This is a genomic window from Paenibacillus tyrphae (genome assembly GCF_000722545.1).
GTDB lineage: Bacteria > Bacillota > Bacilli > Paenibacillales > NBRC-103111 > Paenibacillus_G > Paenibacillus_G tyrfis.
In genome coordinates this window covers 15,426-37,726 of record NZ_JNVM01000018.1, presented here as the reverse complement: position 1 = coordinate 37,726, position 22,301 = coordinate 15,426, and the positions used below count along the sequence as shown (strand labels likewise).

The 22,301-nt window shown below is 54.6% G+C and carries 23 protein-coding genes and 1 riboswitch; of the genes, 20 read left to right on the top strand and 3 right to left on the bottom strand.

Annotation, left to right across the window (positions count from 1 at the left end; translation table 11 throughout):
- Window positions 1–139: 139 nt before the first annotated feature.
- Window positions 140–231: riboswitch (cyclic di-GMP riboswitch) on the top strand.
- A 110-nt stretch (window positions 232–341) separates the two neighbouring features.
- The 11 genes from ET33_RS22200 to ET33_RS22150 all read left to right on the top strand — a co-directional run bounded on the left by ET33_RS22200 (window position 342) and on the right by ET33_RS22150 (window position 9,881).
- Window positions 342–1,661, top strand: a complete 1,320-nt coding sequence (locus ET33_RS22200) for a globin-coupled sensor protein (protein WP_036686893.1) — start codon at window positions 342–344, stop codon at window positions 1,659–1,661.
- A 77-nt stretch (window positions 1,662–1,738) separates the two neighbouring features.
- Window positions 1,739–2,014 (top strand): hypothetical protein, encoded by a 276-nt coding sequence (locus ET33_RS22195; RefSeq protein ID WP_010492486.1) that lies wholly within the window; start codon window positions 1,739–1,741, stop codon window positions 2,012–2,014.
- A gap of 218 nt (window positions 2,015–2,232) precedes the next feature.
- Window positions 2,233–3,117, top strand: coding sequence for a BglG family transcription antiterminator (locus tag ET33_RS22190; RefSeq protein ID WP_036686890.1), 885 nt, complete (start codon window positions 2,233–2,235; stop codon window positions 3,115–3,117).
- A 3-nt stretch (window positions 3,118–3,120) separates the two neighbouring features.
- Window positions 3,121–3,621 (top strand): PTS sugar transporter subunit IIA, encoded by a 501-nt coding sequence (locus ET33_RS22185; protein ID WP_036686884.1) that lies wholly within the window; start codon window positions 3,121–3,123, stop codon window positions 3,619–3,621.
- 29 nt (window positions 3,622–3,650) lie between these two features.
- Entirely contained in the window at window positions 3,651–5,120 is a 1,470-nt protein-coding gene (locus ET33_RS22180) for a PTS transporter subunit EIIC (protein WP_036686881.1), read from the top strand.
- Window positions 5,121–5,188: 68 nt separating this feature from the next.
- Window positions 5,189–5,470 carry an HPr family phosphocarrier protein gene (locus tag ET33_RS22175; protein WP_036686879.1) on the top strand — a complete coding sequence of 94 codons (282 nt, stop codon included), beginning with the start codon at window positions 5,189–5,191 and terminating at the stop codon, window positions 5,468–5,470.
- A 2-nt stretch (window positions 5,471–5,472) separates the two neighbouring features.
- Complete coding sequence (gene ptsP / locus ET33_RS22170; RefSeq protein ID WP_036686877.1) at window positions 5,473–7,209, top strand: phosphoenolpyruvate--protein phosphotransferase; 1,737 nt, start codon at window positions 5,473–5,475, stop codon at window positions 7,207–7,209.
- A gap of 120 nt (window positions 7,210–7,329) precedes the next feature.
- Entirely contained in the window at window positions 7,330–7,743 is a 414-nt protein-coding gene (locus tag ET33_RS22165; protein WP_025849161.1) for a BlaI/MecI/CopY family transcriptional regulator, read from the top strand.
- A gap of 3 nt (window positions 7,744–7,746) precedes the next feature.
- Window positions 7,747–8,595 (top strand): M56 family metallopeptidase, encoded by an 849-nt coding sequence (locus tag ET33_RS22160; RefSeq protein ID WP_036686875.1) that lies wholly within the window; start codon window positions 7,747–7,749, stop codon window positions 8,593–8,595.
- Between the two features lie 194 nt (window positions 8,596–8,789).
- The gene (locus tag ET33_RS22155) at window positions 8,790–9,194 is read left to right on the top strand and encodes a DoxX family protein (protein WP_036686872.1); all 405 of its coding nucleotides are present in this window, start codon (window positions 8,790–8,792) and stop codon (window positions 9,192–9,194) included.
- 240 nt (window positions 9,195–9,434) lie between these two features.
- Window positions 9,435–9,881, top strand: coding sequence for a hypothetical protein (locus ET33_RS22150; RefSeq protein ID WP_036686870.1), 447 nt, complete (start codon window positions 9,435–9,437; stop codon window positions 9,879–9,881).
- 110 nt (window positions 9,882–9,991) lie between these two features.
- Here the strand turns inward: ET33_RS22150 and ET33_RS22145 are convergent, their stop codons facing one another.
- Entirely contained in the window at window positions 9,992–10,579 is a 588-nt protein-coding gene (locus tag ET33_RS22145) for a TetR/AcrR family transcriptional regulator (RefSeq protein ID WP_036686866.1), read from the bottom strand.
- 120 nt (window positions 10,580–10,699) lie between these two features.
- On the opposite strand from ET33_RS22145, the gene ET33_RS22140 reads away from it, so the two are divergent.
- On the top strand, window positions 10,700–11,515 hold the full coding sequence (locus ET33_RS22140) for an NmrA family NAD(P)-binding protein (protein ID WP_036686862.1): 816 nt from the start codon (window positions 10,700–10,702) through the stop codon (window positions 11,513–11,515).
- A 127-nt stretch (window positions 11,516–11,642) separates the two neighbouring features.
- On the opposite strand, the gene ET33_RS22135 is transcribed toward ET33_RS22140, so the two are convergent.
- On the bottom strand, window positions 11,643–13,007 hold the full coding sequence (locus tag ET33_RS22135; RefSeq protein ID WP_036686859.1) for an MATE family efflux transporter: 1,365 nt from the start codon (window positions 13,005–13,007) through the stop codon (window positions 11,643–11,645).
- A 129-nt stretch (window positions 13,008–13,136) separates the two neighbouring features.
- Here ET33_RS22135 and ET33_RS22130 point away from each other — a divergent pair, with 129 nt between their 5' ends.
- The 8 genes from ET33_RS22130 to ET33_RS39865 all read left to right on the top strand — a co-directional run bounded on the left by ET33_RS22130 (window position 13,137) and on the right by ET33_RS39865 (window position 19,865).
- The gene (locus ET33_RS22130; protein ID WP_036686856.1) at window positions 13,137–14,006 is read left to right on the top strand and encodes a helix-turn-helix transcriptional regulator; all 870 of its coding nucleotides are present in this window, start codon (window positions 13,137–13,139) and stop codon (window positions 14,004–14,006) included.
- A 300-nt stretch (window positions 14,007–14,306) separates the two neighbouring features.
- Complete coding sequence (locus ET33_RS22125) at window positions 14,307–14,801, top strand: hypothetical protein (RefSeq protein WP_051775511.1); 495 nt, start codon at window positions 14,307–14,309, stop codon at window positions 14,799–14,801.
- Complete coding sequence (locus ET33_RS22120; protein ID WP_036686853.1) at window positions 14,798–16,567, top strand: ATP-binding cassette domain-containing protein; 1,770 nt, start codon at window positions 14,798–14,800, stop codon at window positions 16,565–16,567. The genes ET33_RS22125 and ET33_RS22120 overlap by 4 nt, the downstream gene beginning before the upstream one ends.
- 24 nt (window positions 16,568–16,591) lie before the next feature.
- Window positions 16,592–17,050, top strand: coding sequence for a TlpA family protein disulfide reductase (locus ET33_RS22115; RefSeq protein WP_036686851.1), 459 nt, complete (start codon window positions 16,592–16,594; stop codon window positions 17,048–17,050).
- 311 nt (window positions 17,051–17,361) lie between these two features.
- Window positions 17,362–17,775 carry a hypothetical protein gene (locus ET33_RS22110; protein WP_036686849.1) on the top strand — a complete coding sequence of 138 codons (414 nt, stop codon included), beginning with the start codon at window positions 17,362–17,364 and terminating at the stop codon, window positions 17,773–17,775.
- A gap of 14 nt (window positions 17,776–17,789) precedes the next feature.
- Window positions 17,790–18,290, top strand: coding sequence for a MauE/DoxX family redox-associated membrane protein (locus ET33_RS22105; protein WP_051775510.1), 501 nt, complete (start codon window positions 17,790–17,792; stop codon window positions 18,288–18,290).
- A 2-nt stretch (window positions 18,291–18,292) separates the two neighbouring features.
- Window positions 18,293–18,742, top strand: a complete 450-nt coding sequence (locus ET33_RS22100) for a hypothetical protein (protein ID WP_036686847.1) — start codon at window positions 18,293–18,295, stop codon at window positions 18,740–18,742.
- Window positions 18,743–18,881: 139 nt separating this feature from the next.
- The gene (locus ET33_RS39865) at window positions 18,882–19,865 is read left to right on the top strand and encodes a hypothetical protein (protein WP_036686844.1); all 984 of its coding nucleotides are present in this window, start codon (window positions 18,882–18,884) and stop codon (window positions 19,863–19,865) included.
- Between the two features lie 144 nt (window positions 19,866–20,009).
- Here the strand turns inward: ET33_RS39865 and ET33_RS22090 are convergent, their stop codons facing one another.
- A complete protein-coding gene (locus ET33_RS22090) occupies window positions 20,010–22,301 on the bottom strand; it encodes an ATP-binding cassette domain-containing protein (RefSeq protein WP_051775509.1) in 2,292 nt (763 codons plus the stop codon).

The window sequence follows — 22,301 nt, the reverse complement described above, 5'->3', positions numbered from 1 at the left end:
ATTCTTGTCCATTTTACAATATTCTACAGGATGTGTCGAAAAAAATTATATTCGCAGCCGCTGAAGGTAAAGAAAAATAAATCGTGCTAGAAAACGCTCACAAACTGTAGTAGAATAGATCAAGTATTTACATATTCATGAGGAAAAAAGGCATACCTGTCTGAAAAGCGGGGACGCAAAGCCATGGGTCTGCCCTTCCCGAACGGGAAGAACGATCGCCAGGTTGCCATTTGTTGTGACATGCAGCCACTTCAACGCCAACCCATTGAAGCCGCGCGCGATGCTGCGGTTTTTTTAGTGCGTTCGGGACCGACACAGATAAACAGGAGGGGGTCCGTTTTATGAGCAAGTGCCCGTTTCACACCATTGCCCGTTGGTTTGGGAAAGGCGGCGCCGTACCGGAGGGACATGTTTCGTTATTGCAGCAGGACAAGCTGAATGCGGTTGAGGTTACCTATCAGGTGAACGATGCGGAGCTGGAGGCACAGCTCAAAATGATCGCTTTGTCCGAAGAGGATCTGCGCATTCTGGCCATGTTTAAGCCTATGATCGAGGAGCGGATCGACGAGATTGTCGATTCGTTTTACAAAGCCGTGCTGCAAGTGGACAAGCTGGACAGGATTATCCGCGACAATTCGACCGTCGAACGGCTGACCCGGACGATGAAGACACATTTGATCGAGCTGCTTGATGGCAAAATGGACCGGGCGTTTATAGAAAAGAGAACGAAAATCGCCCTGATTCATGAGCGGATCGGCCTGGAACCAAAGTGGTATTTAAGCGCTTTCCAAAATCTGCAGAACGGATTTATCGACGCTGTCGTTAGCCAAGTTCAGCACAAAGACGACATGGTGGCGATTAACCAGGTGTTGACCAAGCTGTTCAACTTCGAGCAGCAGCTCGTGCTGGAAGCGTACGAAAAAGAGAATTTGCGCCAGCGGGAGCTGCAGCATGAAAAATACCGCAACGATCTGCGCATGTTAAGTGAGGAACTCGCCGCGCTGACGCAGGAAAACAATGCGGTGGTCGAGACATTAATCTCGACGAGCAGCGACGTGAAAGAAGCCTTTGCCTCGATGGCGGAGCAGTCAAGATCGAGCCAGGTGATGGCCGGCACAGGGCAGGAGCAAGTTCAGGCGCTGGAAGCGAAAATCGTCGTCATTCACGAGCGAGCCGATCACATGCAGCAGTCCGCCGCGCAATTGAACGAGCTGTCGTCGCAGATCAAGGATATCGTCACGATCGTACAAGACATTGCGGCGCAGACCAATCTGCTTTCTCTGAATGCGGCCATCGAGGCGGCTAGGGCCGGTGAACACGGAAGAGGATTCTCGATTGTCGCCGACGAGGTGCGCAAATTGTCCGACGATACGAAGAAGACGCTGACGCGCATTGCGGATATCGTCACCGAATCGGATAAGTGCAACGACCGGGTCGTACGATCCATTCACGAGGTGCGTCAAGTCGTGGAAACGAGCCGTACGGAAGCGCTGGAAGCGCGGAGGGTGTTCAGCGAAATCGTACACTCGATGCAGACGAATATCGATCAGACGGAAGAGGTCGGCAGCGAGATGGACCGGCTGGTACATACGATCGGCGAAATAGGCAATGCGGTAAGCCGGGTAGCATCGACTGCGGAAACGCTGCGGGACAAAGCGTAAATAAAAAAAAGGCTGGTGCATAACGGGCGAAGAAGGCGATAATGTCTGTAGACAAACAGAAAGGAATGAGCTGACGAATGAACGTAAATATCATGGGAAGCCGGATGACGCACAGCAAAGAGAACGGCTACGTGGGCCATGTCGAGTTTCAATATGAAGGACATGAAGCGCCGTACGAAATTACGCTGCACAGCAAAAACGCGAAGGATTGGAGTTACAGCCTGATTTTTTCCAAAGAATCGGGATCGGAAGAGGACATTCTTGCGGTGGAAGAAAGGCTGGAAGAAGACGACGATTTCTACGACCTGCTTGTGAACGCGGCGCTGCAAAGCTTGCCCCGTCAAGAAGGATAGCCGTTGGCAATTTGTTCAATAATTCGCCTTTAAATTCCACGCAAATCCTATTGACGAAACGTTTACAAATGGGTATGATGTGACTGTAACCGAATACAAATTGGCGTGTTACCGATAAAAGGGCATGAGCCAGGAAAAGACTATGATCAAAGGTCTTTTTTTGGCTCTTTTTTGTTTGCCGTCAGCTCGGAACGTAAGGAAAGGTGGTGGGTTAGGCTATGCAAGCGAATCGTCTGCTTCGAATCGAGCGGGTCATCAGCAACAATGTGCTTATGGTGTTGGATTCGGATTCCGGGAAGGAGTACGTGCTGCTGGGCAAGGGCATCGGATTTTCCTCCAAAGGAAGCGGGACGATCGAGGCCAAAGACCCCCGCATTGAAAAGCGATTTCGGCTGGACGACCGCGATCAGATGAGCGAGTACCACACGCTGCTGGAAGGAATCGACCCCGAGGTGATCCGAATCTCCGAGCGGATCATCGACAGCATTAACGGGCAATTTTCCGAGCCGCTGAACAACAAGGTGTACTTTGCGCTGCCAAGCCATATTCAGTTCGCGGTATACCGGCTCAAGAACGGGATGGATATCGTCAATCCGTTCCTGCAGGAAACACTGCTGTGGTTTCCCAAGGAGTACGAAATCGCACGAAGCGCAGCGGCGATGATCAGCGAGGCGTTCGACATCGAAATACCGGAGGACGAAATCGGATTTTTGACCTTTCACGTCCATTCGGCGGTATCCAGCGTTCCGGTCGGAGAGCTGGTGAAGTTCTCCAATCTGGTGAATGAAGCAGTCGCGGTGGTTGAAAGCGAACTGGGCGCCCCCATTCCACGCGACAGTATGGATTATGTCCGGCTCATCACGCATTTGCGGCATGCGATCGAACGGATTGCCCATGGCAAAGTCGTTCGCAACCCGTTTATGAACGAATTCAAAACCCAATACCCCGAGGAATACCGGTTGGCCGCCGAGCTTAGTTCTCTGATCGGGCAGCGGCTGGAGACGGATGTTCCCGAAGATGAGATTGGTTATATGGTCATGCATTTGTACCGGCTGTTTCAAACGTATCCGGGAGAGCGATCAACACAACAAGGGAGGAATTAACAGATGTTCTCAAAATGGCTATCGAACAAGACGAAGACGAATCTGCTGGAAATCGCGTCTCCGATCACGGGCAAGGCGGTAGAGCTGGAACAAGTTCCCGACGAAGCCTTCGCAGGCAAGCATATGGGTGAAGGGGTTGCCATCGAGCCGACGGAAGGCAAGCTGATCGCTCCGTTCGACGGTACGGTCGCACATCGGATCGATACGAATCATGCGCTCATTCTGGAGCATGAGTCGGGCGTCCAGCTCTTGGTTCATATCGGGATCAACACGGTGGCGCTGCGCGGCGAAGGGTTTACGTCCCACGTATCTACGGGCGACAAGGTGACGGCCGGCCAGACGCTGATCGAATTCGATATCGAGCGTATTAAGGAAGCGGGCTATCCGCTGATTACCCCGGTTATCATCGCCAACGGCGAAGAAAGCGTATCGGCCGTGGAATACCGATTGGGGCCGGTCCGTGCGGGAGACGCCGGGCTGCTGAGTGCGGTTTTAAAAAAATAACATAACCATTTCGAAAGGGTTGAGTGATTATGCTCGCTTTTTTGCAGAAAATCGGTAAAGCCCTGATGCTTCCCGTTGCCGTCCTTCCGGCGGCCTCCATCCTGCTGAGGTTCGGGAATATCGATTATGTGAAGGACTTTCATATGGGGGAAAGCGTCGGCGGGTTTTTGAACCAGTACATCGCGCCGTTTCTGAACGCCGGCGGCTCCGCAATTTTCGATAACCTGCCGCTGATTTTCGCGGTCGGCATCGCGATTGCTTTCATCGGAGACGCGGTCGCGTCGTTGGCTGCTGTAATCGCTTACTTGGTGCTGACCAACGTGTTGGCTAAAATTCCCGCGGCTTTTCCGGCTCTTGTTGATAAAGACGTGAAGCTGAACATGGGCGTGCTCGGCGGCATTCTCGCAGGGGCGCTGGCATCATATTTTTACAAAAAATACCATAATATCAAGCTGCCCGATTGGTTAGGCTTTTTCAGCGGCAAGCGGTTTGTACCGATCATTACCTCGCTGGCGATGGTGCTGATCGGGATCGTGTGCGGGATTGTCTGGGGTCCGATCCAGCATGCGCTGGACGAATTCGGCCGCTTCATCGTCGGCTTAGGCGGCTTCGGGGCCGCAGGGTTCATGGTCGGCAACCGGCTGCTCCTGCCGTTCGGTCTGCATCACGTGCTGAACTCGATCGCCTGGTTCCAAATCGGCGACTTTACGGATGCGACCGGCCAAGTGATTCACGGGGACTTGTACCGCTTCTTCAAAGGCGACAAGTCGGCTGGGATGTTCATGACCGGATTCTTCCCGATGATGATGTTCGCGCTCCCGGCTGCTGCGCTCGCGATGGTGCATACAGCGAAGCCGGAAAAGCGCAAAATCGTCGCGTCCATGCTGTTCGGAACGGCATTCGCCTCGTTCCTGACCGGAATTACGGAGCCGTTGGAATTTGCCTTCATGTTCCTCGCTCCTGCTTTGTATGCCGTTCACGCCGTACTGTCCGGGGTAGCCGGTTATGTCACGTATGTGCTTGACGTGAAGCACGGCTTCGGGTTCTCTGCGGGCTTCATCGACTATGCGCTTAACTATCCGCTGGCAACGAAGCCGCTCTTGATTATCCCGATCGGTCTCGCGTTCGCGGTCGTCTATTACTTCATGTTCCGCATCTTGATCGTGAAGCTGAATCTGAAGACACCCGGCCGGGAGGACGACGACATCGTCGAGGAGGCTGTTGCCGTAGAAACGGGAGCGGCGCCTGCAGGCAAAACGCCGGTCTCTCAAAAGGCGGGCCAAGTCTTGGCTTCCATCGGCGGCGCCGGCAATATCGTAGGATTGGACGCCTGCATCACCCGGCTGCGGCTGGTCGTGAAGGACGAAGCGGCGGTTGATGACAAAGCGCTGAAGGGTCTAGGCGCCTCCGGCGTCATGCGGCTCGGTCAAGGCGCGGTGCAGGTTATTTTCGGACCGCAATCCGAGCAGTTGAAGGACGAAATTAAGAAGATCATGTAAATTTGCCTGCTGTGGGCAACCATTTAGATAGAGAAATATAATCTATACGGAACAAGGAGTGCTGAGCGATGCAAAACGACTATATTGTTCAAAACCTGTTGGGGCTTCACGTACGTCCCGCCAAAAAAATTGTGGAGGCGGCCGGACGCTACAAGGAATGCAGCATCTTTTTGGAAAAATCGGGTAAACGCGTCAGCGCGAAAAGCCTGGTAAACGTGCTTACCATCGGCGCCAAGCACGGAGATACCGTTACGCTCATTACCGAGGGGGAACAGGAAGAAGCGGCGCAGGAGGAGATCGGCCGCATTCTGGCCGAATATTCCGAAGCGCCAGCCCGGAAGGAGGGGTAACCGTGCGGCTGCAGGGAGTTGCCGCGGCGCCGGGAATTGCGATCGGCGTCGCGAAGGTGATGCGGGAGGAGCAGCGGCCGGAACGGCATCCGATCCGGGCGCAAGAGACAGACGCCGAGCTGGAACGGCTGGCTGAAGCGATCCGCCAGGCGGACGAGGAGCTGCAGGAGCTAGGCCGGGACTTGACGGACCGGGGCCGGGAGCAGGAAGCGGAAATTTTCGAAGGCCACCGGCTGTTCCTTCAGGATGAAGAGCTGGTCGGCAAGGCTCAGACGATGATCCGCGAGGAGCGAATCTGCGCGGAAGCGGCGCTGGACGAAGCGATGCAGGAGACCGTCGCGCTGCTGGAAAGCCTGGACGACGAATATTTGCGGGAGAGAGCTACGGATATCCGCGATGTGACACGCCGTGTGATCCGCAAGCTGCTTCATGCCGATGAGCCCTTGGACGCGCGCTTGACGGATGAGCCTTTCATTCTGATCGCGGATGAGCTGACGCCTTCACAGACGGCCCAGCTTGACCCGAAAGCGACGGCTGGCTTCGTCACCGCTTCCGGCGGCAAGACGTCGCATTCCGCCATATTGGCCCGCTCGCTCGGCATTCCGGCGATCGTCGGCTTGGGCGAGAGCCTGTTTCAGGTGCAGGACGGCCAGCGGCTTGTCGTCGACGGCCGCGAAGGCGTCGTGCTCGTCGCTCCGACAGAGGAGCAGCTTGCTGCCTACCGCCAAAAAGCAAGCGAGCAGCAGGCATTGGCCGAGCGTTACCGTGCGTTTGTAGACCGCCCGTCCGTGACGCTGGACGGCGCAAGCGTCGAGCTCGTCGCCAACATCGGCTCGCCGGCCGATGCGGAAGCGGCCGCACGCGGCGGGGCCGAAGGCGTAGGGCTGTTCCGCACGGAGTTTCTATACATGGGCCGCGACTCGCTGCCGACGGAGGACGAGCAGTACGAAGCGTATGCGGCGGCGGCCCGGGCTTTCGGACCGGAGGCGCCGATCGTGATCCGCACGATGGATATCGGCGGGGACAAGGAGCTGCCGCTGCTGGAGCTGCCGAAGGAAGAGAACCCGTTCCTCGGCTACCGGGCGATCCGCATTTGCCTGGACCGGCCGGAGCTGTTCAAGACGCAGCTTCGCGCCATTTTGCGGGCCAGCGCGGAGGTCAACGTCAAGATCATGTTCCCGATGATCGCTTCGCTCCGCGAATGGAGACGGGCCAAGGCTGTTCTGGAGGAAGCCAAGGCGGAGCTGCAGGCCGAAGGCCGGGCGTTCCGGGACGATCTGGAGACGGGCGTCATGATCGAAGTGCCGGGAGCGGCGCTGATGGCGGACCGGTTGGCCAAAGAGGTCGATTTCTTCAGTATCGGGACGAACGATCTCGTGCAGTATACGATGGCGGCCGACCGGATGAATCCGAAGCTGGTGCAATTGAACGATCCGCTTCAGCCTGCGGTGCTGCGTTTGATCGACCAGGTCATCCGCGCGGCGGCGCGGGAAGGCAAATGGGTCGGCATGTGCGGGGAAATGGCGGGGCAGCCGCATGCGGTGCCGATTCTGCTCGGCATGGGGCTGCATGAGTTCAGCATGAGCGGCGTCCACGTGGCGCGTACGCGGGCGCTGATCGCGAAGCTGGACCGGAGCGGGATGGCTAGGCTGGCGGAAGCGGTGCTTGAGCTTGACGAACCGGATGAGATCCGCGGCGAGGTCGAATCGCAGCTTCCTTGGCTGCGCGAGTATTTGTAGCAGTTAATGCACGGCGCAGGGCGTCCCTATGAGCCCGCTGCCGTGCTTTTTTTCTGGAACGAACTGTAAACTTGACGATGCCTTTTGCGAACATTACAATAGGTAGTGTGAGGTGCTTTCATGAAAATACATTCATTCAAAACGAACGAAAGCGGATTAAACCGCTTTTTCGGACCTCTGGAAGCAAAAATCATGCATATCCTGTGGAACGGTCCGGAGATGGCGATCAAAGACGTGCAGGCGAGGCTGGCCAAGGAACAGGCAATCAATTTCAATACGGTGATGACGGTCATGAACCGGCTGGTGGACAAGGGCGTGCTGCGCAAAAGAGCGGAAGGACGCGTTTCCTTATTCCAGCCTACCCAGTCGCTGGAGCAGTTTCTCGAAACCCAATCCAAAGAGCTGACGAACGATTTGCTTGAAGAATTCGGACCGCTTGTCGTGAACCATATGCTGGACGCCTTGGAAGAAGCGGACCCGGCGCTTCTCGAGCAACTGGAGCAAAAAATTCAAGCTCTGAAAAAGGAAAGATAGCCTATGTGGGAAAAACGTTCCAGGACCCTGTTCCTTACGGGCCTTGGGTTGTCGGCCCTGATCATGTCCCAGATTATCGCGTATGCGCTGCATTTGCTGTTCGGTTTTGAACTCAAGCATAACCTGATCCAATTTTGCGCCACTACGGCGAGCATCTACGGCTTGGACGGGCTGGTGTACGCCTTCGACATCGTCGTGTTCTACACTTTGCTGCTGATCGCCGGACTCGTCGTCCAGCAGCAATGGGCGTCATGCCGCACGTTCCGGCGCTTGCAAAGCAAACGGGACGAACGGATGACGGCGGAATTGAACAAGCAGTACGGCAGCGGCGGCGAGCCGATTCTGGTCGTCGCGTGCGATGAGCCGCGGGCGTTTACGATGAACCTGCTGAACCCGAAAGTCGTTTTATCGACGGGCTTGATCCGGCTGCTGGATGCGAGGGAGCTGGAGGCGGTCATCCATCATGAAATGTATCATCGGAAGCACGGCGATCCGCTTAAAACGTTCGTGCTGTCCCTCTGCTCGTCGGTCATGGGATACGTCCCGCTGCTCCGGTGGGTGCACCAGAAATACCGGACCGTTCGCGAGGTGCTCGCGGACAACTATGCGATCGAACAGCTAGGCTCGTCCGTAGAGATCGGCAGCGCCTTGCTGAAGCTTCTGAAGCATAGAAAGTCGGAAACGATGGTATTTTCCTACGTCTCGTTCGCAGACAACTCGATCAACTGCCGCATTCAGCTAATTTTGGACCCGCAATTCGAGATTCCGTTCAAGCTGCCGCTGAAGCTGACCATGATTTCATTCCATGCGGTGCTTTTGCTTGGCGCGATGTTTTTCTTCGCCACCCTCTAATCGAGCAGGAAAGAGCCGCGGCGCGGGCGGATTATTTTTCCGTCCGGCGCATTTTTTTGCGGTCGGACACTACAATAAGTAGTGTCCGGTGGTAAGGAGGTGATGCGGATCGAATGAAGCAGGGCGGACGAAAGGGAGAGGTTCCTGAGTCGGCCTGAAATTAGTATTTTAAAATTCAAGGAGGAATGTATGAAATGACCACGTTTTCTGAATTGGGAGCTTTGATTGTACGCATCGTATTGGGAGTGACTTTTCTTTTGCACGGGCTCCAAAAATTTCAATCGGGGATTGACAAAGCCGCAGGCTTCTTTCAAAGCGTCGGCTTGCCGGGCTTCCTGGCCTATGCGGTCGGCGGAATCGAGCTGATCGGCGGCATTTGCATGATTCTCGGTCTGGGCGTGCGCGTATTTGGTGCATTGTTTTCGATCATTATGCTTGGTGCGATCCTGACCGTCAAAATGTCGCAGGGATTTATCGGCGGGTATGAATTCGATCTTGCGCTGTTCGCCATGTCCCTGCACCTGTTGATCAGCGGGAATCGTGTGCTGGCGGTGGACAGCTTGTTCCGCAAGCGGAGCGCAGAAGGGGCGAGCGCCTAGCGCGCTTGAAGTTGTTTCGCGATCGTGCAGCATATGGCCGAACGAGGGGCTGTCTCGAAAAGTAGAGCGATCTACTTACGAGACAGCCTTCTTTTGTATAGCCGTGAAGTGAAGGCTGCGGGTTCCGGATCGAGCGCTGTCGATCCGGATTGGAGTATGGTATAGTTGGAACGTAGGAGGCATAGAGCAGCGCCAGTAAAAGAAATCGCACTACATCACTATAGGAGACTTACTCAAATCATGGAAAAGAAAAACGTACATTTCGGCGGCGTGCTGGCCGGCATTTTGGTGGATCAGGTCACTTCGTTCGTCTCTTCGCTGTTGATCGGCACGATCTATATCACGTCCAATCATATCGGTCCGAGCGAAATTTCCAAGGTGTATGCGGATACGCCGATTTTGGCGATTTACCTGCTTGTCGGCTTGTTCTGCACGGGGCTTGGCGGGTATGTATCGGCTTCGGTAGCGAAGCGGGACGCCTATTTCCATGCTTCGATTATCGGCGTCGTGGGAGCTGCGATCGGCTTTTATTATTCCTTCGCCAACGCCGAGGTTCCCTTATGGTATCATCTCACCGGCTTCGTAGCCGTCATTCCCGCCGCCTTGCTGGGAGGTCACGCGGCTTTCTTGAAAAGACGGCGGGCCAATCCGGGCAAGCCGTCCGGCAGCGGACCGAAGCCGGATTGACCGGCGGTGCGCATGGCGGGTGGTTTTATCTCGAGCTTATCGCCAAAACGAAGGGGCTGTCCTAAGGGATAGCCCCTTCGTTTTAACCATGCTGCTAATGGAATTTAAAATCACGGGGCCAGTGTCTGAACGTACATGGCTACCAACGTTTCGATGAATTCATCCGATTCCGCCCTGAGGGTGCCGGAATCGTCGCCGAAGCTGCAGATCGACATCACGTGCTGGAACAACTGTCCGTAGAACATTCGAGCCAGCAGCTTGAAATTCGCATCTCGAATCACGTGTCTGGCTGCCAAATCCAACATATAATTCGCCAAATGCTCCTCCAGACGTTCCGGAATGGTGCGTACCACGTCCGCACAGGAGGGGTTGCGCGGAACTTCCATGATGCCGATGCGAATGAAATCGAGATTCTCCAAGTGAACCTCCAGATATTTTTGCGCCAAGAATGTCAGATCCTCCCGGAAGCGGCCGGTCAATCGGCAATTCACGTCGTCCGACAGCAGGGAGGCCGGAAATTTGGCGTTCAGAACCTCACGGAATAAATTCTCTTTGTTCTTGAAGTGCCGGAATAAAGTAATCTCGTTCACGCCGGCTCTTTCGGCAATATCTCTTGTGGAAGCCGCCTCGTAACCCTTCTCGGAGAAAACGGCGAGAGCCGTGTCGATCATGCGGTCCCTCGTTTTGGATTTACTCAATGCTGGAGCACCTCTTTATTTTGAAATTGACATCCTAATTATAATTCAGTACAATCACAAATGCAAGTAAGTACTTTCATTCATTTTGTTTGAATTCCAATTCCAAAGGAGGCTGTACTCATGATTTTGATCACCGGAGCTTCGGGCAACGTAGGGCAAGAGATTGCGCAGCAATTTCATGGCCAAGGGCACAGAATTCGAGTGGCGAGCAGGAACCCCGGCGAATGGCCTGCAGACGTCGAAGTGATTGCCGGCGATCTGGCCGATCCAGCGATGATGCACAAGGCACTGTTAGGAGTCAGGAAAGCTTTCCTAATGGCGGTTCCTGGCGGTGAGTCTTTCCCGGCAGTCGCAAAAACAGTTGGAGTAGAGCATCTCGTATTTCTCTCTTCCAGCGCGGTGGAGATCGGCGCAGACAATCCCATTACTCGCATGCATTCGCGCATGGAGGAACTGATCCGGCAATCCGGCATATCTTTTACCTTCTTAAGGCCGGGGCCTTTTATGTCGAACGCGCTTCATTGGGCAGAAACGATACGGTCGGAGCGAAGGGTCCGTGCGCCATACGGCGACGCGGGGCTCGTTCCTATCGACCCTAGGGATATCGCCGCCGTAGCTGTGGCTTCGCTTGTATCCTCCGGTCACGAAGGGCGGATTTACACCTTGACCGGCCCTGAGATTATGACTCCCGCAGACCAGGTGAGGACGATCGGAGAAGTGCTTAACCAGCCGATCGAATTCGATAATATCGCCGAGTCGGTGGCCAGGGAAGAGATGAAGCGGTATATGCCGGAGGAAAAAGTGGACGCCGTACTCCGAATCAGGCGAGCTGCAAGCAAGCAGCAAGACGTACGATCTACGATAGAGGAAGTAACGGGGCAAGCGGCACGCACGTTCAGGCAGTTCGTTGAGGACCATATCGATGCGTACCGTTGAATAAGCGGACCTTGGCTACGCGAGAAGCTTGGCAAAAACGAAAAGTGGTTGAGCAGGAGCGATATCCTGTTCAGCCACTTTTTGTTTTAAACACCATTTTCATTTGCAGGGATCGAGTCTAGGAGCGCTAGCTTTGTGCCGAGACGGTCTGATGTCCTGGCGAGGCTGCGGACGGGTGCAGCATTTTGCCGCTCTTCCAACGGCGGAGAACGAGAAAGCCGCGTAAATATTCGTCGGCGATCATCGACGCATAAATTCCGGTCAAGCCCCACTCAAGCCGAATGCCAAGGAAGTAAGAAAACGGTGTTGCGAGCAGCCAGAGCGAGAACACTCCGGTAATCATAATGAACCGGGTATCACCGACTCCCGTTAAGGCGCTGCCCATGGCCATATTGATCATTTTCCCCGGCTGCAGCAGCAGATTCAAGCCGAGCAGTGCAACCCCGAGCGCCACAATCTCCGTATCAACGGTGAACAGAGACAGCGCCTTGCTGCCGAAAACGTACAGCAGCAGCGCGTTGGTCATGACGACCGCAAGTCCCGTCCACATTCCCCGATAAGCGGCGCGGTAAGCCTCCTGTTTCCGTCCGGCCCCGAAAAGATGGGCGATCTGAATTTGCAAAGCCATGGCGACGGAATACCCGAGCGTGAAGCAAAACGACTCCATCGTATTCATATAGGTCCGCGCCGCCAATTCCTTGGCCCCGAGCATTGCAATGAACGAAAACAGAATCAGCTGCGAGAATACCCACGAAGCGGAATGCACGCCCATGGGCCAACCGATCTGCATCGTTTCGCGGAACAATGGGCGGTTGAATTGCAATAGATCTTTCCAGCCAACCCGGCGCTCGAACGAATGCACGAACAGAAAGGCGAGCACAATCGTGGCCAGCAGCCGGCTGACAAGAGTCGAGACGGCCACGCCGGCCAGCCCCCATTGCGGGAACCCGAAGGCACCGTAAATAAAGGCGTAGTTCAACACGACATGAATGACGTTCATCCCGATCGCGATGTACATTGGACCGCGCGTGTTCCCCGTATTGCGAATCGCCGTGCTGAGAGCGGCCATGGCGGCGGTCAGCGTCATGCCTCCGCCGACGATGGAGATGTACGTGTCGGCCAGCGGAAGCAGAGCGGCCGGAACCTGCAGCAGCGCAGCAATATCGCGGGCAAAAAGATAGAGCGCGAGGCTGAGCAGGGCCCCGATCACGATCGAGATATTGACCGACATGATGGCTACCGTCCGCGCGTCTTCCGGCCTGCGGGCACCGAGCTTCTGTGCAATCAGCACGCCGGCCCCGTTGGCGACCGTCATGAACAAAATCGTGACAGCGGCAAACAATTGCGTGGAAATGCCCACGACGGCAACGGCGCCGTTCGATATGCGGCTGACCATCAGCGTGTCCGCCGTGCCCAGCAAAAACTGTAGAAACATTTCAATGAAAATGGGCCAAGCGAGCACCCATAGCGTAAATTTTTTGTCGTCACTCATGTTCCATATCCCCCTGATGCCGTATTCCCATATCACATTATAGAGCGTATACTTGAAAGCATGTATCAGTATCCGAACTAAAAATATCAATTTATAAACCTGACTTCATATGATGAGAAGGTGAAAGCGATGCCAATTCTCGAATTTACATCCCCGCCGCTTCCTCACTATTTGGCCAGCGGCTTCTGCGTCATTGCGCCCGGTCGCAAGCATCCGAACCGGCACAACATCGGCGTTTTCGATCTGCTCGTCGTGCAGGAAGGCTGCATTTATATTATGGAAGGCGGCGTTTACTACGAAGTTACGGCCGGCCACGCGATTATTCTCCGGCCTGACCGGCATCATTATTCTCCGCAGGGGTGCACAACGGATACGGCTCATTATTGGCTGCATTTCAACACGACGGGTGCGTGGAGAGAGACGGAGGAAGGAGTGCCGACGCTTCCGCCCGTTTCGATAGAGGAAAAAAGTTTCACGATGCAAACCTTCGCCATCCAGCTTCCCCAGTTTACCAAGCTGCTGAAGCCGACGTCCGTCTACCGGACGATGCAGCAGCTCGGCGCGCTGGAGAAGGAGTCGCACCGCAACTGGGCGCGCTGGAAGCATCAGCAGCTGTTTCAGCAGGTGCTGGAGCAGCTTAACGCTTCGCTGCAAGCGGAAGCGCCGCCGCCCGGAGCCGAAGTGGCGGATCAGGCGGCATCCTACCTGCGCCAGCATTTCAAACAAGCGGTGACTGCGCAGAGCTTGGGAGAGGCGCTCAATTTTCACCCTGTATATATCGCGCGCTGCATGCAGCGGGAGTTCGGCTGCTCGCCCTTCGAGTATTTGCTGCGTTACCGGCTGGAGCAGGCCAAGCTGCTGCTGCTGCAAACCGATTTTCCGGTCGCCCGGGTAGCCGAAGAGGTCGGTTTCAGCCAAGCGGCCTACTTTACGTCCTGCTTCGTAAAAGTGGAAGGCTTGACTCCGCGCGCCTACCGCAAGCGCTTTTCCCATGCCTGACCGGATACGGTGCTGCTGTGGTAACAAAGGGGATGAAGGGCTGTACGGAGAATGCGCTTCGATGATCCATGCGAAGGGCGAGCCGAGCGGATGCAGGAGCGCGGCTGGTAAGGCGATGAAACCCATCCTTTGCGATGGGTTTTTTTGTTCTACAATGTCGAATCGTTGAATTCCAAGTCATCAAATTACCAAATAAAGTAATGGTATTCCATTGTGAGGGATTAGTCCTAAATTATACAATATTACCAGAGGCGAGACGAACAAACGCTCACTCGAGTTCACGGCATTGGAGGAGTTAAAGTGGAGCCTAAACGTTCGCCCGATGATCATAGACGATTTTTAAAGCAGTATGCCGAGGAATACAAGCTGGGAACGTACTTTCCCGAAAAGCTGACTTTACTCGCCAAATCGGAGCCCGTCTCCTTCCAATGGCTTCGAGAGACGGAGCATGGTTCCGTCGTATTCCTGATGAGCGCTTCCTGCTCGGCTTGCAACATGGGACCTGTTCAAGAGTTCACGGAACGGTTCGGGGCATTCCGCTATTGCGTGTTATTCGAAGGAAGTGCGGAAGCGATGGAGCAGCAGCAGGAGATCTATGACTTGGACGTGCCGTTCTACCTGTGCGATACCGTTAAGCTGCAGAGCCAATTAAAAGTGGGCGCCGTTCCTTACGCCCTCATTTTGAACAAACTCGGACAAGCGGTCGGCGCCGACATCTTCAACGACTGCGAGAAGCTCGAGCGGTTGGCGGCCCCGTTGATCCGTGTGTATGAGCGCAGCTTGGCACAAGTATGAAGTCGTTCGCATACACCATGAGATGCGCCGGTCAAGCCTTTTGCAAAGTATACCGGTTCAATAGACCCATCGTATTGCTGTCACTGTTCGTTTACATCGTAGTGGCTCTGCAATCAAACATCGGCATTTACTTAAGCAAACGGATCGTAGACCAGCTCTCGGAGAACAATCTGTACCTGCTCTTGGGAAGCATCGCGCTTCTTCTCTCGTTTCAGCTTGTGCGGCTGCTGCTGGAAACGTATTCCCAGCTCAAAAGCAGACGGATGCAAATGGCGTTTGCCGTTCAATGCGAGAACGAATTGGTCGATCTCGTTGCGAGGACGGAGCTGCTGGACAAGGAGCATCCCCAGTTTACAGGAGATTTCTCTTATTGGTCCTTCATTAACGGCAAATATCTGGAATCGTATTCCACCGTGACCGGGCTCGTCAAGCAGGGCTTGATCGCGGCGGTAAGTCTGGGCTATCTGCTGTATTATCACTTGTACATTGGCTTGTTGGCGCTGCTCGTCGGTACGTTGAAGGGCATCTACGACCTTCGCGCCGTCCGGCGAAGGGTGGCGATCAACGAGGAGATGATGAGGCAATCCCGGGGGTATCATTATTATTTCGATGTATTGACGGGCTCCCAGACGCAGAAGGAAATGACGCTGTTTCAATTGGTGCCCTATTTCCGAGAGAGGTGGCTGCGTAAGAAGGACGAGGCTAACGCCTTATCCATGCAGCTTGAAACCTTAAATCTGAAAAGACAAGCTTCCGGCGAACTGCTATCCATTATCAGCTCGGGCTTCGTCATCGTGATCACCGCTCTGCTCATTTATAAAGGCTCGCTGACGATTGGAGATTACGTGGCCATCACGATGGCGCTAACGATGACGGAAAGCAATATTACAATGATGTTCACCTCGATCTCAAGGCTGACGGAAAATGCGGCCCATATTGAAAGGCTGAACAAGATCGAAAGCGACGTGCATGCCGCTGCCCGCCTGCCGGAGCAGGTCGAGCCCCGCCCATTCCGCTTTCAGGACGAGCTTCGGATCCGCAACCTGACGTTCCGCTATCCGAATCGGGACGAGCCGGCGCTGACCGACATCAACGCGGAGATTCGCAAAGGCGAAATGATCGCCATCCTTGGGGAGAACGGTTCGGGAAAATCGACGCTGATCAAGCTGCTGCTGGGCCTTTACCGGAGCGATACCGACGCCATTTTATACGACGGCGTGAGCGTCCGGCAGTTGGACCGGATCGGGATGTGGCGCAAAACGAGCGCCGTCTTCCAGGATTACATCCGCTATATGACGGATGTGCGGGATAACATCGCTGCCGGCAATATTGCCGAGGCGCACAATACGGACAAGCTGCTTTCGGTGCTCGCGAAGGTCGGGCTGTCCAAGACGTTCAAGCATGGACTGGATACGAAGCTGGGAACGCTGGAGGATAACGCGGTCAACTTGTCCGGCGGACAGTGGCAGAGGCTCGCTTTGTCGAGAGTGTTCGTCTCGGAGGATCACGAGCTGGTCGTGTTCGACGAACCGACCTCCGCGCTCGATCCGGTCAGCGAAGTGCGGCTGATGAATGAAATGCTTGAGCACTGCCGTGGCAAGACCGTGCTTATGGTATCCCACCGGGTCGGGATCGCGCGGAGAGCCGACCGCATCTTCGTGATGGAGGGCGGGTGCATGGCCGAGGCCGGAACGCACGACGAGCTGCTTCGCAAGCAAGGACTTTATCATGAGATGTGGCATCAGCAAAAGCAATGGTACGACTAATTTAGGCGAAAAGAGGGAGTAACGATGTCGTTCAACCGTAAGCCGGGCGGATCAGCCGACAGCGGCCCGCCAATCGGCTCCGTGCTGTCGGACCTGCCGCCCCATATCAGCAATATCGGAACGCCGGCGGAGCCGGGCGAATCGACGGGTACGGTGCTGCTGTTCGTCTCCACCTATTGCTCACATTGCATCGATCTGCTTCCGCATATCGAAGCGATGACACGGAGGCATCCGACCTTTTCTTTCCGGCTCTTCTCCACGGGTGACGAGGACGATCATCGAAGCATGGTCGATTATTTCGGATGGACATTCCCGGTTTGTTCGCTGGACCAGAGCGACATGGAGGCGTATTTTGCGGTGACGTATCTGCCCTTTGCTATCCTCGTCGACGATTCGGGAAAAGTGGCCGCCAAAGGAGTCATTTACAACGCGGACGAGTACGAACAACTTGTGAAGGACTACGCCCGCCATGCATTGGCTTGATAGAGGCATCCCGGTTTTTACACCTTAAGATAGAGCTTCACATTGCAATGAAAGGAGGTGAAAACCATGGCTTGCGACAAACCGAAATGTGATGTTGTATTGAAAAATGAAACATTCTGCTACCTCAGCGATTGCACTTCTGGCGGTTCGAGTTATCCGAAAACGATGGGCGCTAATAAGATCGTCGGATGTGAAGACGGATCTACGTACTCATGCCAACAGCCAAGAGTCGGCTGCTGCTACTAAACCGATTAGAGGAGGGGGGATCACCCCTCTTCTCTTTTTACTCTTTCAAGAACGGGGGAACTTCCTTGCAAGCTCAATTAATCGTTTGCGACCGGATTACCCATAACGAACAGGTGAAGGGGCATCAGTTAGGTACCGTGCTAAACCATCAGATGATTCCCGTTCTGCCGTATGCTTTGGATTTGTACATTTTACTCAAAATCTTTGATTTGCCGCAGGGAAAATCGATAGATACGCATTTTGAATTCAATAATGACCGCGGAGAGCGGCTTGGCAAAACGGCAATGACCGTCCTCAGAAATTACCGAGCGGACGATCAAATTCCGGGCGTGGATAAAGATTTTGCATTGACGCTGGTGCTGACGGAGCCGGGAATCGTCCACATCAAGTGCTTTGCCGACGGCGAAGAAGCGGCATGGTATCCGCTGACGATCCGATTGCAGGAGGACGAGTTGCAAAAAACGTCTAGTACCGGATGAGGTGATCGACGACGATGACGGGATTGATAGCGTATGTTCTGGATTTAACGATTGCGGTACTGTTTTTTTTACCCTTTTACATGAAGCTGCGCAGCTTCGAAGGATTGAAGGTGGAGATTTATTCCTATGGGGTGCTGCCGGCATCCATGCTGTCTTTAGCGGCTTGTGTCGTGTTGATTACGGAGTTCTTGCTGTTTTTCCTGTTTGCGACGGGCCTGGCGGAGGGCTGGAAACAATTTGCGGCGATCGGGCTGCTGTCCGTCTTTACTTGGTTGACCTGGAGAAAGAAAAGAAGCACTGGGGCCGAAACCTGCGCCTGCTACGGCAATGTCGGTTTTCTCAACCGGTTTCCTGTTTATAGAAATCTTGTTCTGATCGGCATTTTGCTGATCGATGCAGGCTTGAAGCGGGAGCCGGCAGATGCTTACTCCATGCTCCATTCGCTTGTTTTGGTCATGGCGCTGTCGTTTACCGTTGAGCTCATGACGATTCGTTGGAAAAGAAAAGAGGTCTGACGATGACCGATCCGTTGTTTTTATGTACGTTACTGTGGTTTGCCATAAGTGCAGCAGTCCTTTACATCTTGAGAAGGCGGGAGCAGCGGGCAATTCAAGCGCAGGTCCGGCAGATCGGGCAACTGACCAACGAAACGAACGAGCTGATCATATTTCTGGATTATTCGGCGCCGGGCTTCAAGGAAATCGATGCTTTCTTGCTCTCGGACATGCCGGGAAGGGCTACCGTCGTTTTCACCGCTCCCGAATGGCTGATTGCCGCCAAAGCAAAAAAGTGGGAGCGGCATTGCGTCGTGAACGCGAGCAGTCTGAACGCATCCTCCTCAGAAGTGAGCCCAACCCGCATCGTGACAGATAAATATGGAAAATACCGCGTGTTCCATGAGGTCCCGGCTTTTCTAAAGCTGATGAGCCGGCCGAAAAACGAACATCAGGCACAAGGAATGGGATGAACTTGCAGAACAAAGCAGGAGGTTCGCTGCTCAATGAATGAGTAGCCTCTACCCGATTTCTACGATGCTAGAGGGGCAATGGCGCTGGCTTGTTTCGTCGACATGCTGCAAGTCATAACAATTTTAGGAGGAATACCTTATGAAAAAGAAATCATTTATCGCCGTATCGTTATCTTTGATGCTTCTTTCCGTTCACACACCGTTTGCTTCAGCTGACGGAGCTCAGACCCATGCGTGGATTGACAAAACGATCGCTGGCCATGAAAGAGCCGTCATATCCGGTGTTTTAGAGAACCTTCCGGAAAATGAAAGAGAAAATGTCGTTTATATTAATGACAAGAATGAAGTTTTCGCTAACAAGCCGGGCCTGATCGATGATTGGAAGAAAGCGGAGCTTATCGAGGGAAGAACTTATGCCATAGATGGGCAGCGTGTTACTGCTCCTGCTGAGACAATCGCCCCCGCTGCCGCATCCTGCGCGAAATCCGACGGACCTTACCGGAAAGTGGAGTCCAAGAGCGGGTATGCTTGGTACGGTGGAAATGTATATTTGCCTTCAGCGTCCAAGAAAGAAATGTACGATGAGAACAAGCCAAACGGCAACGGGGATACAGCTCACATTTATACAGGAGGAGTTGGAGGCGGACAGGAAGTCGACGCAGGATTTTTTCATCAATCCACAAACGATGATTGGGCGATGTTTATCAGAAATAATGGCTATGTTTACGGCCCGAGGTTTGAAGCCGGACAAACCATGCAAATGAAGTTTTACGTCCCTGCGAATGATCAAGTTGCGCTGTATGTGGTCGGGAAAAAGAAGGGGGAATCTTCTCCAATCAGCTATACGTTAGTAAAAGACGTCAAAGGCTGGACGAAAGATGGGAAAGCGAACCGGATTAAGCGAAATACGACTATCGCCACCACAAAGGGAACGCATTCGGGCTCGTTCATGAAAAACGTGTATTGGAACCAATCGTATATCGGATTGAGTTCTTCAAGCAACTCGCAATGGCTGTCGGCGCAAACGGAAGGATACTGCTCCGTACCAAGTGGCTCCAAGGATGACATCTCTGTAAATTTCGTCAATGCGGGAGAAGAAACGGTCAGCATCACGATTAAATAAGGGTGTTTGTCACGCAGGGCGAGATGGACGGTCTGATCTTCCATGACAGCCGCTCCGAAATTAGCGGCAATATGCGCTACAAGCTGTGGAAATAAGCTTCTATATCATTGTAACGCCTGCCCTTTGCGGCAGGCGTTTTGTCGTTTAATCGCCGTGGAGATGCCGCTTCAAGTAATGCCCCGTGACCGAATGCGGATGCTTGATAAGCTCTTCGGGAACGCCTTCGAAGATGACCGTCCCGCCCTCTTGTCCGGCTCCGGGACCCATATCGACGATCCAATCGGCTTGACTGACCACGTCGAGGTTATGCTCGATCACAATCACCGTGCTGCCGTTGTCCACGAGCCGGTTCAGCAGGCTGAGCAGGCGGTCGACATCGGAGAGATGCAATCCGGTAGTCGGTTCGTCGAATACGTAAATTTGACCGCTGCGTTCCAGCTCGGCTGCGAGCTTCAGGCGCTGTCGTTCCCCGCCGGAGAGCGTGTTCAGTGGCTGCCCGAGCGTAATGTAGTCCAGTCCGACGTCGCCTAGACGCTCCAGAATCGTCCGAATCGCTTCCTCCCGAAAGAAGGTCCGCGCATCCGCTACACTCATCTCCAAAACCTCGTCGATCGATTTGCCCTGCAGTGTATAGCCCAGAACCTCCTCGGTAAACCGGCGTCCCTGGCAGCCTTCGCATCGGCTGACGATCGGGTCCATGAAGGCAAGATCCGTATATGTGACGCCAAGCCCTTTGCATTCCGGACATGCGCCGTTGGAGTTGAAGCTGAACAACGTGGGGCTAACCCGGTTCGTTCGGGCGAACAGCTCGCGGATCGGGTCGAGCATCCCGGTGTAGGTCGCAGGATTGGAGCGCTTCGAGCCTTGGATGGCTCCTTGATCGATGAAGACGGCTTCCGGATAATGCCGGGGCAGCACCTTGTTGATCAGCGTGCTTTTCCCTGAGCCCGCTACGCCGGTGACGACCGTCATCACGCCTTGCGGGATGCGGACGCTCACATCTTTGAGATTATGCAGGGAGGCGGGGCCGATCACGAGCGAGCCGCAAGGTTGTCTCGGCGGCGTCTTGAGCCGGGACCGGCGGCCGAGATACGTTCCGGTCAACGTGCCGGAAGCCGCCAGACCTGCCAGATCGCCTTCGTAGACGATTCTGCCGCCCTTGGAGCCGGCTTCCGGTCCCATATCGATCACACGGTCGGCGATGGCGATGACATCCGGATCGTGCTCGACGACAAGGACCGTATTTCCTTTGTCCCGGAGACGTTTCATCAGGGAATTCAGCCGGTGAACGTCGTGGGGATGAAGACCGATGCTCGGCTCGTCAAAAATGTATGTGATATCCGTCAGACTGCTGCCGAGATGCCGCACCATCTTGACCCGCTGCGATTCGCCGCCGGACAGCGTGGACGTTTCCCGGTTAAGGCTGAGGTAGCCTAATCCGACGGAAATCAGATGTTCCAGCCGTTCGACGATGGCGTCGACCATGGTTGCGGCAACGGGTGTGTCAATGGCGCGTATCACGGGGGCGAGCTCGCTGATCTGCATGGCCGTGCAGTCCGCTATGCTCTTTCCGTTGATTCTGCAGCCGAGCACCTCCTGATTCAGTCTGGCCCCCTTGCACAGAGGACAAGCGCCCCGGGTGACGATCCGGTCGAACTCTTCCTTGTAACGTGTTTTGGCCTCCTCGGATTCCTTGGTCAGAAAGCTCCGTTCAAACCGTGGAATCACACCTTCGTATTTGGAGGACGGCGGCCATCCGGGACCGGGATGCTTCAGCTTCATATCCGTTTTGTAAAGCAGCGTGTCCCATTCCTCGTCCGTATATTCTCCGAGCTTTTTGTCGTTGTCGAATAATCCAGAACAAACATACCGTTTCCAGCGCCATTCGCCGGGGCGAAACGTGGGGAATAGGATTGCCCCCTCATTCAGCGACTTTTGCCGGTCGATCAGCCGGTCCAGATCAATCGTCGCTACCGTCCCCAATCCTTCGCATTTGGGGCACATCCCGTGCGGATCGTTGAATGAAAAGGCGTTGGAGTAACCGACGAACGGCTTGCCGACCCGGGAGTACAGCAAGCGCAGCAAGGAGTAAATATCGGTGACGGTTCCGACGGTGGACCGGACGTTGCCGCCGAGCCGCTTCTGATCGACTACGATCGCGACGGACAGATTGTCCAGCGAGTCCACATCGGGCTGCCCGTAATGAGGAAGACGGTGCCGGACGAAGCTGGTAAACGTTTCGTTGAGCTGGCGCTGCGATTCTGCGGCAATCGTGTCGAAGACGAGTGAGGACTTGCCGGAGCCGGATACGCCCGTAAACACGGTGATCTGCTTCTTCGGTATGCTCACCGTCACGTTTCTCAGATTATTTTCCCTCGCGCCTGTAACGCGGATCAGATCGTGCCGGTTGTCGGGGGCGCCGTTTTGAAGGTTCAT

Excerpts from the sequence above, each read along its gene's own strand:
- ET33_RS22200 (WP_036686893.1), top strand. The coding sequence starts at position 342 with ATGAGCAAGTGCCCGTTTCACACCATTGCCCGTTGGTTTGGGAAAGGC.
- ET33_RS22195 (WP_010492486.1), top strand. The coding sequence starts at position 1,739 with ATGAACGTAAATATCATGGGAAGCCGGATGACGCACAGCAAAGAGAAC.
- ET33_RS22190 (WP_036686890.1), top strand. The coding sequence starts at position 2,233 with ATGCAAGCGAATCGTCTGCTTCGAATCGAGCGGGTCATCAGCAACAAT.
- ET33_RS22185 (WP_036686884.1), top strand. The coding sequence starts at position 3,121 with ATGTTCTCAAAATGGCTATCGAACAAGACGAAGACGAATCTGCTGGAA.
- ET33_RS22180 (WP_036686881.1), top strand. The coding sequence starts at position 3,651 with ATGCTCGCTTTTTTGCAGAAAATCGGTAAAGCCCTGATGCTTCCCGTT.
- ET33_RS22175 (WP_036686879.1), top strand. The coding sequence starts at position 5,189 with ATGCAAAACGACTATATTGTTCAAAACCTGTTGGGGCTTCACGTACGT.
- ET33_RS22165 (WP_025849161.1), top strand. The coding sequence starts at position 7,330 with ATGAAAATACATTCATTCAAAACGAACGAAAGCGGATTAAACCGCTTT.
- ET33_RS22160 (WP_036686875.1), top strand. The coding sequence starts at position 7,747 with ATGTGGGAAAAACGTTCCAGGACCCTGTTCCTTACGGGCCTTGGGTTG.
- ET33_RS22155 (WP_036686872.1), top strand. The coding sequence starts at position 8,790 with ATGACCACGTTTTCTGAATTGGGAGCTTTGATTGTACGCATCGTATTG.
- ET33_RS22150 (WP_036686870.1), top strand. The coding sequence starts at position 9,435 with ATGGAAAAGAAAAACGTACATTTCGGCGGCGTGCTGGCCGGCATTTTG.
- ET33_RS22140 (WP_036686862.1), top strand. The coding sequence starts at position 10,700 with ATGATTTTGATCACCGGAGCTTCGGGCAACGTAGGGCAAGAGATTGCG.
- ET33_RS22135 (WP_036686859.1), bottom strand. The coding sequence starts at position 13,007 with ATGAGTGACGACAAAAAATTTACGCTATGGGTGCTCGCTTGGCCCATT.
- ET33_RS22130 (WP_036686856.1), top strand. The coding sequence starts at position 13,137 with ATGCCAATTCTCGAATTTACATCCCCGCCGCTTCCTCACTATTTGGCC.
- ET33_RS22120 (WP_036686853.1), top strand. The coding sequence starts at position 14,798 with ATGAAGTCGTTCGCATACACCATGAGATGCGCCGGTCAAGCCTTTTGC.
- ET33_RS22115 (WP_036686851.1), top strand. The coding sequence starts at position 16,592 with ATGTCGTTCAACCGTAAGCCGGGCGGATCAGCCGACAGCGGCCCGCCA.
- ET33_RS22105 (WP_051775510.1), top strand. The coding sequence starts at position 17,790 with ATGACGGGATTGATAGCGTATGTTCTGGATTTAACGATTGCGGTACTG.
- ET33_RS22100 (WP_036686847.1), top strand. The coding sequence starts at position 18,293 with ATGACCGATCCGTTGTTTTTATGTACGTTACTGTGGTTTGCCATAAGT.
- ET33_RS39865 (WP_036686844.1), top strand. The coding sequence starts at position 18,882 with ATGAAAAAGAAATCATTTATCGCCGTATCGTTATCTTTGATGCTTCTT.
- ET33_RS22090 (WP_051775509.1), bottom strand. The coding sequence starts at position 22,301 with ATGAACCTTCAAAACGGCGCCCCCGACAACCGGCACGATCTGATCCGC.